Genomic DNA, 15469 nt, shown 5'->3' with positions numbered 1-15469 from the left:
CTCCCAAGGGAGGGAATCGCACGAGTTCTGCGCTTTTTACTGCTGCCTACTGCTAACTGCCACTGCCAACTGACCTACTGTTTATCCAGCACATCCTCTGCCGCTTCTGCAACTTCTGGTTCAATAGTATGTCTTTTTGGGAAGTTGAACAGTAATGACGTAAGTACAGGGATAATAAATAAAGCCACAGTAAACACCGAAGTGAAAATATCAGCGCTTTCCCCTTCCATCACTTTTGAAAATCCCGCTTCAGGATAAAGGTGAACGAATAACGATGAGGCCAGTTTAATCCCCAGCACGCCAATTACTATAAAAGCTACAGTTTCCAGGAAGGTAAATTTCTCCATCAGTCTTACAAAAGCCTGGGCAACAAATCGCATAGCCAGGATCCCGATAAACACGCCAATATAAATTAACATCTTATGGTCGGTAAAAGCAACAGCCGCAAAAACGTTATCAATAGAGAAGGCAAGGTCCATCAGCTCCACTAAAGCTATGGTTGCCCACAAATTACCTATCAAACCAACGGTTGAGCGGTAAAGCCAATTTTTGTTTTTATCAACCGTTTCCTCTTCAGCATCGCCGTCGGCCTTTTTCAGTTTGCCTTTAAAATAATTGAAGCTCAGGTATATCAAATAAAGGCCTCCAAGTGGTTTCAGCCACCAAACAGATACCAGCCATGCCGCTAAAAACAAACAAACACCCCGTAAAACATATGCACCTATAATACCATAACGTAGTGCTTTTTTACGCTGATGCGGAGGCAGGTCAAGTACCATAGTAGCCAGTACGGCAGCATTATCAACGGAGAGCAGGCTCTCAATAACAATCAGGTTTAGGACAATCAATAGGCCGGCCTTAAGGTCGGGGCCAAGCAGGTAATGTAAAAACTCCATAAATTATATAATATCGGTATTAAGCATTGCTTTTAAAATATTGGCCTGCACATCCACGTCGCTCAGGCTTTGTAAAAAGTTGATGTCGGCTATTTTTTTGTAGTTTTCGGCTAATAGGCTTTTTATTTCGGGCGGCATGTAAGCTTTCATGGTAACTACATCGCTTTGCAGCTTATCAATTTTGTCCTGCAGCTCATGCATCAGTTTTTCCCTTTTTGACAGATTGTTATTCTGCTCGATGCCCGAAAGCTTTGTAACATCGCAAAATAGGAATAAATTATTGGCAGGCGAAAATAAAAAGTGCCTGTCTTCATCCATAAATTTATACACTTCCAGTATCAGGTTACCGGCCTTTAACCCACAGTAAAACTCTGTACGGAACTCGCGTTTTAACAATACCCCCATCAGCTTACGCTGAATAGTAGCGTAGTTATTATGATAGGTATCATTATAGTTATGTTGCACAAGTTCATTATACAGATCTGGAGTTATGTTATAAAAAAAATCGGAACCATAGCGCAGGCTGAAGGCATTGATATTTTTGGAGAAAGGATAATCAGCCGAGTTATCTGAAAGTACCTGGTAAAGTTTCCGCAACGAAAGGTTTACTTTCAGCGCCTGCCGTTGCCTGTCTATCTTGAAATCCTGCTCGGTGAGCACATTGTCGTCCATCTTATCAACCATCTCCCGGGTAAGCTGGATCTCGTCGAGCACGAGGCTTACATTGTTCTCGTTGTTCTTCTTGATCTTGCGGAGCAGGTCGACCAAACTGGTGGTAAATTGCACATGAAAAAGTTCCAGCTTGTTGATATCGATTTGGGGATTGGTTTCAAAAAGCTTATGGATAACCTGGGTACGCAGATAGATCTTATAAATGAGTTCATCTTCAAAAAATACCGACAGCAACTGAAGCTTGCTGAGCATCCTGTTTGAGCTATTTAAAATATTTAGCCTGTTTTCATCCATCAACGTACAATATCCCTTTTATAAATGTAAAAATACAAAATTATGAGATTGAATGTTGGGGCGTATGTTACGAATAAAGGGAGCGCTTGAGATTAGTAACTTCAACTTGCGTGAGGTATTGTCGTTTGTCTGCACTCGATTTTTTTGAATTAAAGAATTAACAGAATGCTAAGTAAATTCTTAAAATTCGGGTTCAGACAATGGCGTTGCCTACGGCCCTTTCCTACCCGCAACCCTTATACGCGCTGCGGGCTTTACACTGCAATCAAATCCCCACACACAATCCCTGATACCAATATCTATTACCATCAAAATAAATTATATTTACATAAAGGTGTAACCTGGCCCGCAAAAGCGTAGTCACAGAGGTTATATAATGCAAAGCAAGCTTTCAGATATCGAACTTATTGAGCAAACCCTGGCGGGTAATCAATTTGCCTACGCAGATTTGGTTAAGCGGCACCAGCGTTTTGTTTTCACGTTGGCCCTGCGTTTTGCAAAGGGTCGGGAAGATGCTGAAGAAATTGCGCAGGATTGTTTTATAAAAGCATACCGCTCGCTGGCTTCGTTCCAGGGGCAGTCAAAATTTAGTACCTGGCTATATAGTATAGTTTATACTACAGCTATGACATTTTTAAGAAAGAAGCGGGTAGATACCGATTCGATTGATGATGAAGGTACATTTGTGCAGGTTGAGAGCCATGAATCGGCATATGATACCAATAACGCAGAAAACAAATCGCGGTCATATTACCTAAACCAGGCAATTGAACAATTACTGCCCGATGATGCCACTATTATTACCCTGTTTTATAAGGGGGAGCAATCGTTAGAAGAAATTGCCCAAACAATGGGTATTGAAACAAATACCGTTAAGGTTAAACTATTTAGGGCACGCCAGCGTTTGAAAGAAAAGCTGGAGCGCAATTTAAAACACGAGGTGAAAGAACTGATATGAACACCATCGAAGAAAAACTTTGGAACTATATTGATGGTACCTGCACGCCGGCTGAGCAGGAAGCCATTGCCCGGCTTATTGAGGACGATGAGCTGTACAAACAAAAGTACACAGAGCTGCTTGTACTAAACCAGGAATTTGCCGGCCTGCAACTTGATGAACCATCAATGGCCTTTACCTATAATGTAATGGAGGCTATTAGGGCCGACCGGGCACTGGCACCTTTAAAATCAACAATAAATAAAAAGATTATACTTGGTATTGCGGCCTTTTTTGTGCTAAGCATATTGGCACTGCTGGCTATCACCTTGTCAAATGTCCAAATTTCAGGAAATCCGTTCAGTGTTGTAAACATTAAACTACCTGCAAATTTAAAATTGCCTGCAGCTAATACCATTTTTAATAACGCTTTGATGAAAAGTTTTTTCGTGTTTGATGTAATTTTGGCGCTATTTTTAACCGATAGTTACCTGCGTAGAAAAAAAGCTGCAAAAGAGGCATAAAGTGTTCACTTTTCTATATGCTAATAAAACCCATGGTGTCTTTTTGACACTTAATTGCACACTTTTTGTAAAGTAAATTCCCTTTTAACCTTTTGTTAATGTATCAACAAGGATACATTAACAAAAAATTTAAAAAGTTTCCAATTTTGGCACAGGGATTGTAATAACAAGTGCGAACTGGTAAACTTACCGGTTTAATTGTGATAAGGTTTAGGTTGAAAGTCTCCCGACGCAAGGTTGGGAGGCTTTTATTTTTTAAAGGCAATCTATTCCTCAAACCCAGGATTAAGCAATCAACTTAGGGGTGAATAATAAGAGTATTTGTTTACCCAATAAATAAACGCACAGAAGCCGCCGTAAAAGTATACGATGGCTTCTGTGCTTTGAGCAAACTAAAAGTTTAATCAATGTTATTCTTGAAATAACCAGCGGCTCCGATATCAGCAATTAAACCGGTAGCTTGGGGCTGCCAACCTAAAACCGCGCGTGTTTTTTCGCTGGATGAAGGGCAGCCCAATGATGCAAAGTGTAAAAACCAGCCAAAATGTGCCGCCGCTTCATCACCTGTTTTGCTCAGTACAGGCAAATGCAGACCCTGACCTATTGTTTCGGCAATTTCGCGAAATGCGATACCTTCTTCAGCTACGGCGTGAAACACACGAAGCTCAGGCTGCTTTTCTATGATCAGGCGATATAGAACCGCGGCATCTGAACGGTGAACGGCAGGCCAGCGATTGCTCCCTTCAGCTATAAAGGCCGATTCTCCTTTTTCCCGGGCCATATTAATGATCATCGGTACAAAACCATGGTCGCCCTCGCCATGCACACTCGGCGGCAGGCGCACCGTATAAACTTTTACACCTTTTGCCGCGGCAGCCGCGGCGGCCTCTTCTGAAGCTACGCGTGGAATAACATCTGATCCCGCAGGCGGCGCGTCATCTTCGTTAACCAGCCGGCCATAGTTCAAAAGCCCTACTCCGGAGGTAATAACTAAAGGTTTACTTGTTCCGGCCAGTGCATCGCCCAGAGCTTCAATTACCTTCCGGTCGGCCTCACAATTGGCCTTAAACTGTGAAAAATTATGATTAAAAGCCGTATGGATTACAGCATCGCACGCGGCGGCGCCTTGCTGAATAAATTTCAGGTCGTTGATATCGCCACGGTATACTTCGGCTCCGGTTGATGCCAATTGTTCAGCGCCTTTATCTGAACGGACAAGGCCAAGTACCTCATGGCCTGCCCCTAAAAGTTCTTTTACTATTGCTGAGCCTACAAATCCTGAGGCTCCGGTTACAAATACACGCATAAGTCAATGATTTTATTTGATCCAAAAATCTCCAATAAAATCCCGCTAAAGATGGTCAACTGACCATAATTTCAATTAGCGCTGAAGCTGCGCGTGACGGATACGGGTAAGGGTTTTTATGGAGATGCCCAAATAAGCGGCAATCATACGCAAGGGCAAACGAGCCAGGTAGTCCGGAAAGGTTTGGATAAAATCCTCATACTTTTCCTCGGGCGTTGCGCTTAATGAAATCAGGATCCGCTTCCGGCTATAGTGGATATTACGGGCAATAAGGCCTTCGGCAAATTTTTTTAGTTGCGGCACCTCTGCCAGTAACATATCGAAATCTTTTTTTTGCCAGCAGAGTATTGTGCTGGGCTCTATTGCTCCTATGCTCACTTGCGAGGGCACCTGCCGGTCATAACTTTCAACATCAAGCGTCCAGCTGTTTTCCGGTGCAAATTGCAGAATATGCTGATTACCCCCAGCCGAGATATTGAAGGTGTGCAACAGCCCGCTTACAACAAATACCTTGTGCCGGCAAATTTCGCCCGCACTAAAAAGGAGCTCATTACGGCGCAATTTTCTTGCCACTGCCAGATCACTGACCTTGCGGACCGCCTCCTCAGCCAGGTCGCTCCTTCGCAGATATGTTTCAAATTCCGGATGCATCATCCAAAAATAATAAACATTTCAACAGCAAGTTTTCAGATGTGTATAAAATGAGATTCGGATAGATCATTGGTATGTCAATACAAACAAAAAGGCCGTCTCAAAAGAGGCGACCTTATGCAATACAGTAATTGATGAAAAAATTATTCTTTAATAAAAGCTAAAAGATCTTTGTTGATGGTTGCAGCCTCGGTAGTAGGCATACCATGCGGGAAACCCGGATAGGAGATCAATTTGCCGTTTTTCAGGTGTTTGATAGACTTTAGTGCCGAGTTTGCAAACGGAACGATCTGGTCATCTTCCCCGTGTAAAATAAGTACGGGAATATCTACACTTTTAAGATCTTCTGTGAAATCTGTTTCCGAAAAAGCTTTAACACAGTCGTAATGTGCTTTTATACCGCCCATCATACCCTGGCGCCACCAGTTGTCCCTGATACCCTGTGAAACTTTAGCGCCTTCGCGATTATAGCCGTAAAACGGAATAGTCAGGTCCTGGTAAAATTGGTTCCTTTGGGTTGCGGTGTTTTCGCGTATCTCGTCAAATACTGCAATCGGAACACCATCAGGATTGCTTTCGCTTTGAACCATAACCGGAGGAACCGCGCTGATCAGCACAGCTTTGGCGATACGTCCTTTTCCATATTTCGCAGCGTAGTGGATGACCTCTCCGCCACCTGTAGAGTGACCGATGTGGATTGCACCCTTCAGGTCAAGCGCCTCAACAAGCTCTGCAACGTCAGCTGCATAAGTATCCATTTCATTGCCTGTTGCGGTTTGGCTTGAACGTCCATGGCCGCGGCGGTCATGGGCAATCACCCTATAACCTTGCTCAAGGAAAAAGAACATCTGGGCATCCCAGTCGTCGGCAGATAGAGGCCAGCCGTGATGGAAAACTAATGGTTGCCCGGTTCCCCAGTCCTTGTAATAAATTTCGGTTCCGTCTTTTACTGTAATTTTACTCATTTTGTTTTTCAATTATGGTGATAAATAAAGCGCTGAAGATGCAGGGCGTTTTTAGCAAATGTAACACCTTTAGGTTTTACTTTGGATGTTTATTATATCCACAAGTAAAGCTGGCCGGCATCCAAAAGTAGTGAATAAAGGGAGGGCCTTTCAAAATCGTATCGAAATTTACCTGGATGCGATAAATCGGCTGTTTTTTTTGACGGAAAGTTTGATGAAGTTTATCGTCGCCAAAAATCATTTATAAAAAACATGTTATTGCATTTAGACAGTAACTTATCTTTACATATATGCAGTGAAGCTTGTAGTTACAAAAGTAATTACCCGTTGATTTCCAGCTTATATCCCTTGCCGTGTATATTCACCAGTTTAATAGCCGGATCATGCTCCATTTTTTTTCGCAGTTTTGATATGAACATGTCAAGGCTCCGGCCAACAATTACGCCCTCATCTTCCCAAATCTCTTTTTGAAGCCTGCTCCTTTCAATGATCTCATTTGGCGACCGGGCAAAGATGAGCAGCAGTTTATTTTCTTTTACGGTAAGTTCGGTAATTATTCCGGCACTTTGCAGCTGCCGCCTGGCCGGGTTAAATATAATATTACCTATTTTAAAACCATTATCCGGGACAGGGCTGTTTACAACTGTATTTTTCCGGCCTTTACCCGTCATTGAAATTACAAACCCAATAAATGCCAGTAGGGGTATCCCGCCAATTAGATAGCCTTTTGAGGGCATATTCAATCCCTGGCTTTTGAATTTGAGGTTGATCACATAGCAGCTTTTAGGTTGTTTCCGCCCCAGGCAGGGCATTATGTTATCTTTTTTATTTTTGAATATAGCATAGCCAAATATCACATCCTTCCCTGTACAATTCAAAACGCTCACAATATAGTCGTTAGCCAGGTTGTCCTTTGCCAGCGCACTGCTGATTGCTTTTTCGAGCGAATCGGGCTGAAAAGAAAATTCATTCTCAAACCGTAACTGGTACTCATTTTCGGCAACCTTTTGTACCGGCATCACCCGAGATGTACTATCACCCGAATATAATAGCACTTCATGCCCAATTTTCCGGAGTAGAATTTCCTGCCGGGCCATATCAAAGTCATCCTTACCGGTAAAGCTGAAAGCAACACATAAAAGGGTCATGAGCAGCAGGGAACCAAGCCCCAGCAAGCGTTTGGTTGTCTTATTCATTGGTAGTTTGGAACCGGCCATATTCCTGAGATTTAATTTACAAAGTTTACAATTTTATTTACAATATCGGCAATAACAAACGCGCTGAAGCTGAGTAGGTTTGCCAAATAAATCACTTATGTTATGTTAAGAAAATACGCAATTATTCTGTTGCTGTCCATGGCCCTGCTCCCGGCCGCTGCGCAACAAACCTACCATTTAGATATTAAAAAAAGTAAAGTTTTATGGGATACCCGCAAAACCATGGGCGGCCATTACGGCTATCTGCTTTTTAAATCGGGCAGCCTGGAGTATACGGTTGCCGGCGAACCAAAAAACGGCACCTTTAGCCTGAATATGAATACCATACACAGTACCGATCATGCCGATGCTGCCGGGAATAAAAAGGTAGATGAAGAATTGAAAAAAGAGGGCTTTTTTTCAGTAGACCGGTACCCGGAAGCAACCATGGTTGTTAAAGAAATTACGCGCGTTGGCCAGTCAATCAACTTTAAAGTGACCGGCATCCTTACCATAAAAGGGATCAGCAACCCCATTGAATTTATGGCAGCTATCATTAAAAAGAACGATATCATCAGCGCTAAGGCAAATACCACAATTGACCGCATCAAGTGGAAAATCGATATGCAGCCTAAGCGGGAAGCATGGGATTTCTTTTCGGCTGTAAAAAACACAGTTGTTACCGACGAGATAGCAGTTTCGCTGAATCTTATATTTACGGCCGATTAACGCCCTTTTGCAGCCGGGTACAGTTGCAGAATCCTATTTCAAGCCTTGTTGTAATATTACTGGTTAGCACAGCATCTTCAGATAGTGAATCACATGGTAGGCGATTGTTCGTAAATATTCCAATACTGATCTTTTGTGTTCGTCTTTTTAGCTAAAACTATCTGTGAGTTAACTACGCCCTTTTTATCAGATGGCGTAATGTATAAGTCTGTCCCTTTCAGTTTAATCATGAAAGTATCATTGTCTATCGCCTCAAACTCATATTGCTGATTGGCGCTGTTCGCATTAAGCGGTTGTTCCTCTAAAGCTACGTTTACATCAGCATCGCCCTTAGGCTGAAATGTTTTATTGGTAAGCAAATTCTGAAGCTGATAGGTATTCCCTGCAACATGTTTAAAATTCCAGGTCACGCATTTCCAGTTTTCAGGATAGTAAGCAACCAGGGGGGTACCATTTTCTGAATGTGCGTCTTTAACCCGTAATAGCATCCCGGTTTGCTCATTTTTTATAGCATAGCTCCCCTTAATTTGTTGGGCCGAAACCGCGAGGCCGGGTAACAGGAAGCATAATAGCCAGGCAAATTTTTTCATGGGCGTATCGATTTAAACAAATTTAGATACAAACTATAAACAGCTGTTATCAAAATTGATTCAGTTTTTAGTCGATATGTATCAAAGCGGTTGAGGTGTTGCATACGAATCGATTGTAACAAACGTGGTGTCCCAAAATTTTAATTCCCCATAAAAAATTAAAAAATTACCAGGCCCCTTTTTCAAAAACAACATCATGTTCCAAATTTCAAGAGTGAAACACGAAACGTATCAAAACACCATAAGTGCTGATAATCAATTTTTTAACATTTTTAGTGAAACATGGCCAAATAATTGACAATCAATGATTAAAACTTTAGAGAATATAAAGTTAATGTTTCAACAGTGCTTTTTCGAAGGCTTTTATACCACCGATTTTTTGATGTTTTTTGAGCAAAAATAAACCTGAAAGGTTTTGGAAAAAAGTACTGACAAAACGGCGCCACCATTTTTAATGGCTAAAAGTTGTTGCTTTCACAGGCAAAATGCTTTGCCCGGTTTTAGGCCGATTTACGTTATCGCACAACTTGGGCCAGTGAATGAGCTGAAGTTAGAAACTTCGGGGATATCCAATCACGGGTTATGCTATCGCTAAAACCGCGGCAGCCTGCTTTTATCCCTTCATTACATTCACCCTATCCCCTTTCCAGTCGGGAAACAGTATATGATCATTATTTATCGCAAGATGCTTATCCGCTACTGAGCTGAACACGCTCCTGAAATCGGTAGTTACCGCAAGGTCGCGGCCATCTTCAAGGTTGTCAACAGCGAGCGGCTTTACATCGCCATACACTAACCCGCCGCTTACATCATTACCTAAAATAAAGTTACATGAAGCACGACCATGATCGGTACCACCAGTCCCGTTTTGATGCACGGTACGGCCAAACTCGGTCATGGTCATTATGGTAACATCGTCCTGGTAGGTGCCCAGGTCGGTCCACAGGGCCATTATGCTGTTGCTTAGGTCGGCAACGTTCCGGGCGAAGATGCCGTTTTCGGTTCCCTGGTTAAAGTGGGTATCCCAACCGTTTGATTCGGCAAAGGCAACTTCCAGTCCCACATCCATTTTAATGAGTTGGGCTATTTGTTTCAGCGAATTGCCCAATGCCGAGCTGGGGTAAACAGCACCATTGGCCGGTGTATAATTTTTAACATCGGTTTTCTGCAGCATTTTCATCGCCTCAAAACTTTCCTTTCCGGTTTGTTTCAGTAAGCCGGATGCGGTTTGATCATACAGATCTTCAAAACTTCTTGCCGCGATATTGGCTCCGGCGGGGTTGCCCCGCATTTGAATGGCAAAATCCTGCAAATTGCTGATGGCCACCGAGGGGTTGTCGCCATAAAAAGAACGTGGCGTGGCCGATGTCATGCTCACGGCTGTAAACGGGGTAAGCGCGTCATGCCCAAGCAAACCTACAGCCCGGTTAAGCCAGCCGCTTGAGGTACCTTTATTGAATGGAGTGCCCGATTCCATATAATCCTGCGCATCAAAATGCGAGCGGGTATTATTAGGCGAGCCTATGCCGTGAACAATGCCCAAACGTTTTTCGCGAAACATGGGCTCAAAGGCCTTCATGGCAGGGTGCAAACCAAAACGCCCGTCCAGGTCTATCAGCGGATTATTTGTACCACTTTTGGCAGCCGACATGAACAGGTTTGGCCGGGCAACTTTCATATAATCATCTGTAAACGGGGTAACAGCCATCAGGCCATCCATAGCCCCCCGCTGAAAGATACATACCAGCGTTTTTTTCTTTTTATAGGGCGATAAGATTTTTTCGCTTGCGGCTGCCTCAGCTAAAAAACCGGGTATGCCGCCCAGTAACCCTACACCTAAAAGGGCCAGTCCGCCCGATTTTAAAAAGCCTCTTCTTGATACCATTTTTAAATCCTCCTGCAATTAACGCCTTTGATATTCGGGTGAACCAATGATAACGCCAACCACCTGCGCCAGCATAGAATTATTGCCGGAGGTGCTTTGCATCGCTATAAAATTATTTTTCCGTTTGCCCTTTAAACCCGCCTGCTGATCCATCATTTCATCATTGGCAGCCGTCGGTACCGCGGTTGCTGCAGGAGTTTTAGCGCTGGCTTCGCCAACCTTTTCCATAAGTTTGGGATCGTTAAGCATGGGGGTAAGCCGTTTGATGGTTTCATCAAGCTTACGGCCGGGCATAATGATTTTACTATAGGTGATAAGTGCGGCCTGTGCGCTTTCGGGTTCGTGATGGTTATTGAGTGCAACAAGGTCAACCTTTACGCCGGGGATCCGGCCCGATGCCAGCGCCAAACCAAAGTTCATGCGGTTAAGCAGCGCGCCGGTATTGATCCAGTATTGGCCTTTATCAGGGAAGCCGGTTGGGGCCTGGTAATAGTACATTTTTTCGCCCATTTTATTGATCCAGTTAAATAGCTGGTAAGGTTGGGTAATATCGGCATGCAATGAACGCACCGAGCCGATGGCCAGCTCAAAAGGTGATTTTGTTTTTTCCCTTACGGCTGCCGCGCTCCAAAATTCAGGCGCGTCAACCATGGTGATCAATACCTGTTTAATATCACCATCCTTATTCATAAAGGTACGGGCCATTTTATCAATAAGGCTCTGCGGCGGGTTATCGCTCACAAAGCGCACAGCTATTTTCTTTGCTATAAATTTCGCCGTAGCTTGTTGACGTGCCAGCATATTAAGCAGTTGCACGCCCTCCTCGTACCCGCCCCCGGCAGCAAAATGATGGCCCAATACCGTCTTTTCGCCATTATCATGCTTGTTAGGGTTAAATATAAAATCGCCCTCATGCACAAAACCGCGGCTTTGCAGTTTTTCATCCCCAATACGGTTCACGAGTTTTTGGCCTGCCTGCCCGTAAGTGCCCATTGGATAAACCGACCAGCCGGTAAGTACTTTAGCCGCCTGGGTAACATCCTGCTGGGTATAGCCGCCGTCAACGCCAAGGGTATGCAGTTCCATTACCTCGCGGGCGTAATTTTCATTAAGCCCCTGTGCTTTTTTTGCTTTGTTTAGTTTGGGCATATTGGCAAAACGACCTGTATCCGCACCCTTCATTTGCTGCATCAGCCGGCGGCGGATCGGCCTGTTACTTTGCTCCATATTGTCCTTATTCCCCGAGCTGCTAAAATTATCCAGGTAATATAGCATGGCCGGCGATTTGGCAGTGGCCAATAACAAATCATTAAATTTGCCAAGGGCATTAGGGCGGATCACATCGCGCTCATAAGCGGGGATATATTGCGAACAGTCGTTTTTTACTATAGATACATTGAAATGATTGAACCAGAAACTGGTCATTACTTCCTGTAATTGATTATTGCTGTAAGCAGCTCTTAATATTTTTTGGTTGATAAATTGGCGTAACAGCTCCTGCTCGGGCTTTAATCCATTTTGCTGCATGTAGTTTTGCAACTGATCGCGATAAGCTTTGCGATCTGTTTTTACCGAATCTTTGTTAACTATACCATCCCTTACAGCCATTCGCAAAACCTGCGCGCCTTTGGGGTATTGGGCAACAACTTCTGTATTGCTCAGTTTTAAGGCATCATATTTATTTAAGAGTTGATTAAGGGAATCATCCGGAAGTTGGGCATCCAACTGTTGGGCAAACCACTTTTCAGGGCCGATTTTGGATACTTCTTCTACTTCGCCCGGGGTTGCCCCATAAGTAAAACGGCTCAGTAAATGAGCCGCGGCCTGTTCGGGCGTTAAACCCGCCTGTTTATAGGGAAATTTTAAACTTGCAATAGGATAGCCCGGCAAAAAGGCAGTAAATACGGTAAACAAACACAACAACACAACAAAGCCACACCAGTACTTAACAGCCTTTTTCATAGTATCCGGGTTATTAAATTAAAAATTTAACTTTTGCATTAGTATGACCATGAAAAAGCCCTTTGGTTTAATTTAATTGTCAAAGAAACTTATATGCATATCTATTTAAACTAAAACTCATCTATATTGTCAATAAATTAATTATCTGCAAAAATAAAAAATATGAAAAAACTACTGATGCTGCTCGCCCTTGCCTGCGGACTAAATTTCGCAGCCAATGCACAACAAAAGGTTGAAAAAACGCCTGCTCAAAAAGCGGCCAACAAAACCGAACACCTGCAAAAAAACTTAAAACTTACCGCCGACCAGGCTAAAAAAGTGAACGTTATCCTGCTTGCCCAGGCAACAAGTATCGATAGCCTGAAAAAACTGAAACAGGATAAAAAGACCAGCCACCTGGCCGATCAAAAGATTAAACAACGTACTGCCGCCGGCTTAAACAAGATTTTCACTCCCGAACAACAAAAAGCCTATGCAAAATTAAAAGCCGATAAAAAAGCTAAGAAGGACGCGGCTAAAGCTGATGAATAAACGAAGCCAGGGCTTTCAGGATTAAGGGATTGCCCTTGACAGATTATAAATTTAAGAGCGGGATGTTTTTCCGCTTTTTTGTTTTGTGTGCTTTTCTGCTTTCTTAAATAATCCTAATTTTAAGATCAATCGGTGATCATAACATGGCTTCAAATTTATTGGCAAAAAACAAACATACCATACTGTACGCGGTAGCACTCGCGCTGCTATTGTTTTTGCTGAAATGGCTTGAACTTAAACTGATCATTGTTGATAATGCCTATGAAGTTTACATGGGTGCCATAGCAGTATTTTTTACCGTATTAGGAATTTGGCTGGCGCTTAAACTTACCAAACCCAAAACAGTAGTTGTTGAAAAACAGGTTTATGTAAATAACGGACCTGAATTTATCATTAACCAGACAGAGGTGGAAAAGCTTGGCCTCAGCAAGCGCGAGCTTGATGTTTTGCAATTAATGGCCGAAGGATTAAGTAACCAGGAAATTTCAGAGCGTTTATTTGTATCGTTGAATACCATCAAAACACATTCTGCAAAGGTGTTTGAAAAAATGGAGGTTAAACGCCGCACCCAGGCCGTGGAAATGGGGAAGCGGCTCAGCATTATTCCTTAACCCGCTTCATACTTTAGTACTAATGGCAGCATATTTTCCAAAATCACCCTAAAGTATGAGCCCGAAAAGTTTCTGACAAGCCAAATTTGCTCTATCAAAATATAAACGATATGAAAAAGAATGTATTTGTTTTTGGATCAATCTCCAGCCTGATCATTGCTGCTACCGGGGGAGTTTCGGGAGCCCTTTGCTATAACAACCCCAACTTTCAGGGCAACATGTGGGTGGGCTATGGCTCCATGTTGCTGGCGTTTTCGCTGATATTTGCAGCCATCAAAAATTACCGTGATAAATACAACGAAGGTATAATTAGTTTCGGCAAAGCTTTTATGATCGGTCTTTACATTGTGTTGATCACCTCAACAGTTTATGTGATTGTGTGGTTAATAGAGTTCTATAACTTTTACCCCGATTTTATGACCAAATACGTCGCCCATGTTTTAAGGGAAGCCAAAGCCAATGGTGCTACGGCTACCGAACTTAAGCAACAGGAAGCAAGCATGGCCGGTTATGTTAATATGTACAAAAGCCCCTTCGGCGTAATCGTGCTTACTTATATGGAGATACTGCCCGTTGGCCTGGTGATTGCGCTGATAGCAGCTTTGATCCTGAAACGCAAGGATGCCAGCCCACAATTGGCTACGAATTAAATAGATACATTGACATAAATTATCGCATTGCTGTAAGCGAAGCGTGGCAATCTCACAGCCAATGCATATTCGCACTGTATAGTATGCGGTTGCCACGCTTCGCTCGTAGTGACATGCTGAATAAAAAGTATTTATTCCTAAATTGGCTCAATGATATTTGATTTCAGGCTGAAGGTTTTTTATACGGTTGCACAACGGTTAAGCTTTACCAAAGCTGCATCCGAGTTATTTATCACCCAGCCGGCGGTCACCAAACATATCAAGGAACTGGAGCAGCAACTCAGTGTACAGTTGTTTAAACGAAACGGCAATAATATTTCCCTTACCGCTGCCGGCAAGATCCTTGAAAAATACGCCGAGAAAATTTTTCAAACCTACACCGACCTGGAAACTGAACTGGCACAGCTTAACAACCTGGAAGCCGGTACACTGCACATAGGGGCCAGTACCACCGTGGCGCAAACTATTTTGCCCAAGCTGCTGGCCATGTTTAAAAAAACATATCCCAAGGTTACTTTCAATTTTATCCAGGCCAATACCGATCAGATCTCCCAGCTGGTGTTAGCCGAAAAAATAGATATTGCCATTGTAGAAGGGGCTGCCCATTCGCCGCAATTATCCTACACCGATTTTACTAAAGACGAAATTGTACTGGTAACCAGTGCTAACAATAAGTTATCCAAAAAAACCGAGATCACTCCTAAACAATTACCCGCCATTCCGCTGGTTTTAAGGGAAGCCGGATCGGGCACCCTGGATGTTATCTTCAATGCCCTGGCCGCCGTGCAAATCAACCCTAAAGACCTAAACATCGAGATCCAACTGGAGAGCAGTATCGCCATAAAACAATACCTTTTATACTCAGAAACAGCGACATTTCTTTCCATTCAATCAGTAGTAAGCGAATTAAAATACAACGAGCTCACCATTATTGATGTTAAAGGATTAGAGATTTTCCGCACTTTTCAGTTCATTCAATTGCATGGCAAACACAGTAAATTGATTGAGCTTTTCAAACGTTTTTGCCTTGCTAATTATAACTTAAAGTAATCGCATATTACTTTATATCA

Annotated in this window: 16 protein-coding genes; 7 read left to right on the top strand and 9 right to left on the bottom strand. The window is 43.0% G+C overall.

Annotated features, from left to right (window positions below; all coding sequences use genetic code 11):
• Positions 1-74 precede the first annotated feature (74 nt).
• Both ACP26M_RS24310 and ACP26M_RS24305 read right to left on the bottom strand, forming a co-directional pair.
• Positions 75-896: a TerC family protein gene (locus ACP26M_RS24310; RefSeq protein ID WP_426583998.1), complete on the bottom strand. Its 822-nt coding sequence runs from the start codon at positions 894-896 to the stop codon at positions 75-77.
• A 3-nt stretch (positions 897-899) separates the two neighbouring features.
• On the bottom strand, positions 900-1862 hold the full coding sequence (locus ACP26M_RS24305; RefSeq protein WP_426583996.1) for a hypothetical protein: 963 nt from the start codon (positions 1860-1862) through the stop codon (positions 900-902).
• 376 nt (positions 1863-2238) lie between these two features.
• Between ACP26M_RS24305 and ACP26M_RS24300 the strand changes: the two genes are divergently transcribed.
• On the top strand, positions 2239-2820 hold the full coding sequence (locus tag ACP26M_RS24300; protein WP_426583994.1) for an RNA polymerase sigma factor: 582 nt from the start codon (positions 2239-2241) through the stop codon (positions 2818-2820).
• Positions 2817-3323 carry a hypothetical protein gene (locus tag ACP26M_RS24295; RefSeq protein ID WP_426583992.1) on the top strand — a complete coding sequence of 169 codons (507 nt, stop codon included), beginning with the start codon at positions 2817-2819 and terminating at the stop codon, positions 3321-3323. Before ACP26M_RS24300 ends, ACP26M_RS24295 begins: the two co-directional genes overlap by 4 nt.
• Before the next feature lie 400 nt (positions 3324-3723).
• Here ACP26M_RS24295 and ACP26M_RS24290 read toward each other — a convergent pair whose 3' ends face one another.
• The 4 genes from ACP26M_RS24290 to ACP26M_RS24275 all read right to left on the bottom strand — a co-directional run bounded on the left by ACP26M_RS24290 (position 3724) and on the right by ACP26M_RS24275 (position 7441).
• A complete protein-coding gene (locus ACP26M_RS24290) occupies positions 3724-4629 on the bottom strand; it encodes an SDR family oxidoreductase (protein ID WP_426583990.1) in 906 nt (301 codons plus the stop codon).
• A gap of 75 nt (positions 4630-4704) precedes the next feature.
• Positions 4705-5283: a Crp/Fnr family transcriptional regulator gene (locus ACP26M_RS24285; RefSeq protein WP_426583988.1), complete on the bottom strand. Its 579-nt coding sequence runs from the start codon at positions 5281-5283 to the stop codon at positions 4705-4707.
• A 140-nt stretch (positions 5284-5423) separates the two neighbouring features.
• The gene (locus tag ACP26M_RS24280; protein ID WP_090531330.1) at positions 5424-6245 is read right to left on the bottom strand and encodes an alpha/beta fold hydrolase; all 822 of its coding nucleotides are present in this window, start codon (positions 6243-6245) and stop codon (positions 5424-5426) included.
• 320 nt (positions 6246-6565) lie between these two features.
• Positions 6566-7441 (bottom strand): winged helix-turn-helix domain-containing protein, encoded by an 876-nt coding sequence (locus ACP26M_RS24275; protein WP_426583986.1) that lies wholly within the window; start codon positions 7439-7441, stop codon positions 6566-6568.
• A gap of 123 nt (positions 7442-7564) precedes the next feature.
• Here ACP26M_RS24275 and ACP26M_RS24270 point away from each other — a divergent pair, with 123 nt between their 5' ends.
• Entirely contained in the window at positions 7565-8170 is a 606-nt protein-coding gene (locus ACP26M_RS24270) for a YceI family protein (protein ID WP_426583984.1), read from the top strand.
• Between the two features lie 89 nt (positions 8171-8259).
• Here the strand turns inward: ACP26M_RS24270 and ACP26M_RS24265 are convergent, their stop codons facing one another.
• From ACP26M_RS24265 to ACP26M_RS24255, 3 genes are all read right to left on the bottom strand, one after another.
• On the bottom strand, positions 8260-8760 hold the full coding sequence (locus ACP26M_RS24265; protein WP_426583982.1) for an RICIN domain-containing protein: 501 nt from the start codon (positions 8758-8760) through the stop codon (positions 8260-8262).
• A 613-nt stretch (positions 8761-9373) separates the two neighbouring features.
• Positions 9374-10645 (bottom strand): DUF1501 domain-containing protein, encoded by a 1272-nt coding sequence (locus ACP26M_RS24260; RefSeq protein ID WP_426583980.1) that lies wholly within the window; start codon positions 10643-10645, stop codon positions 9374-9376.
• Between the two features lie 18 nt (positions 10646-10663).
• A complete protein-coding gene (locus tag ACP26M_RS24255) occupies positions 10664-12607 on the bottom strand; it encodes a DUF1800 domain-containing protein (protein ID WP_426583978.1) in 1944 nt (647 codons plus the stop codon).
• Between the two features lie 162 nt (positions 12608-12769).
• Between ACP26M_RS24255 and ACP26M_RS24250 the strand changes: the two genes are divergently transcribed.
• From ACP26M_RS24250 to ACP26M_RS24235, 4 genes are all read left to right on the top strand, one after another.
• On the top strand, positions 12770-13138 hold the full coding sequence (locus ACP26M_RS24250) for a hypothetical protein (protein WP_426583976.1): 369 nt from the start codon (positions 12770-12772) through the stop codon (positions 13136-13138).
• Between the two features lie 143 nt (positions 13139-13281).
• Positions 13282-13749, top strand: a complete 468-nt coding sequence (locus tag ACP26M_RS24245; RefSeq protein WP_426583974.1) for a response regulator transcription factor — start codon at positions 13282-13284, stop codon at positions 13747-13749.
• Between the two features lie 110 nt (positions 13750-13859).
• Complete coding sequence (locus ACP26M_RS24240) at positions 13860-14399, top strand: DUF4199 domain-containing protein (protein WP_426583972.1); 540 nt, start codon at positions 13860-13862, stop codon at positions 14397-14399.
• A gap of 150 nt (positions 14400-14549) precedes the next feature.
• Positions 14550-15449: a LysR substrate-binding domain-containing protein gene (locus ACP26M_RS24235; protein WP_426583970.1), complete on the top strand. Its 900-nt coding sequence runs from the start codon at positions 14550-14552 to the stop codon at positions 15447-15449.
• Positions 15450-15469: the final 20 nt, after the last annotated feature.

Origin of the sequence: Mucilaginibacter sp. R-33 (assembly GCF_049949235.1) — a bacterium.
Lineage (GTDB): Bacteria > Bacteroidota > Bacteroidia > Sphingobacteriales > Sphingobacteriaceae > Mucilaginibacter.
The sequence above is the reverse complement of the archived record's forward strand: the minus strand, read 5'-3'. Positions and strand labels throughout refer to the sequence as shown.

Bases quoted from the DNA above. Each gene is read 5' to 3' on its own strand.
- ACP26M_RS24305 (WP_426583996.1), bottom strand. From the start codon at position 1,862: ATGGATGAAAACAGGCTAAATATTTTAAATAGCTCAAACAGGATGCTC.
- ACP26M_RS24310 (WP_426583998.1), bottom strand. From the start codon at position 896: ATGGAGTTTTTACATTACCTGCTTGGCCCCGACCTTAAGGCCGGCCTA.
- ACP26M_RS24235 (WP_426583970.1), top strand. From the start codon at position 14,550: ATGATATTTGATTTCAGGCTGAAGGTTTTTTATACGGTTGCACAACGG.
- ACP26M_RS24265 (WP_426583982.1), bottom strand. From the start codon at position 8,760: ATGAAAAAATTTGCCTGGCTATTATGCTTCCTGTTACCCGGCCTCGCG.
- ACP26M_RS24270 (WP_426583984.1), top strand. From the start codon at position 7,565: ATGTTAAGAAAATACGCAATTATTCTGTTGCTGTCCATGGCCCTGCTC.
- ACP26M_RS24300 (WP_426583994.1), top strand. From the start codon at position 2,239: ATGCAAAGCAAGCTTTCAGATATCGAACTTATTGAGCAAACCCTGGCG.
- ACP26M_RS24295 (WP_426583992.1), top strand. From the start codon at position 2,817: ATGAACACCATCGAAGAAAAACTTTGGAACTATATTGATGGTACCTGC.
- ACP26M_RS24245 (WP_426583974.1), top strand. From the start codon at position 13,282: ATGGCTTCAAATTTATTGGCAAAAAACAAACATACCATACTGTACGCG.
- ACP26M_RS24240 (WP_426583972.1), top strand. From the start codon at position 13,860: ATGAAAAAGAATGTATTTGTTTTTGGATCAATCTCCAGCCTGATCATT.
- ACP26M_RS24290 (WP_426583990.1), bottom strand. From the start codon at position 4,629: ATGCGTGTATTTGTAACCGGAGCCTCAGGATTTGTAGGCTCAGCAATA.
- ACP26M_RS24260 (WP_426583980.1), bottom strand. From the start codon at position 10,645: ATGGTATCAAGAAGAGGCTTTTTAAAATCGGGCGGACTGGCCCTTTTA.
- ACP26M_RS24285 (WP_426583988.1), bottom strand. From the start codon at position 5,283: ATGATGCATCCGGAATTTGAAACATATCTGCGAAGGAGCGACCTGGCT.
- ACP26M_RS24275 (WP_426583986.1), bottom strand. From the start codon at position 7,441: ATGAATAAGACAACCAAACGCTTGCTGGGGCTTGGTTCCCTGCTGCTC.
- ACP26M_RS24280 (WP_090531330.1), bottom strand. From the start codon at position 6,245: ATGAGTAAAATTACAGTAAAAGACGGAACCGAAATTTATTACAAGGAC.
- ACP26M_RS24255 (WP_426583978.1), bottom strand. From the start codon at position 12,607: ATGAAAAAGGCTGTTAAGTACTGGTGTGGCTTTGTTGTGTTGTTGTGT.
- ACP26M_RS24250 (WP_426583976.1), top strand. From the start codon at position 12,770: ATGAAAAAACTACTGATGCTGCTCGCCCTTGCCTGCGGACTAAATTTC.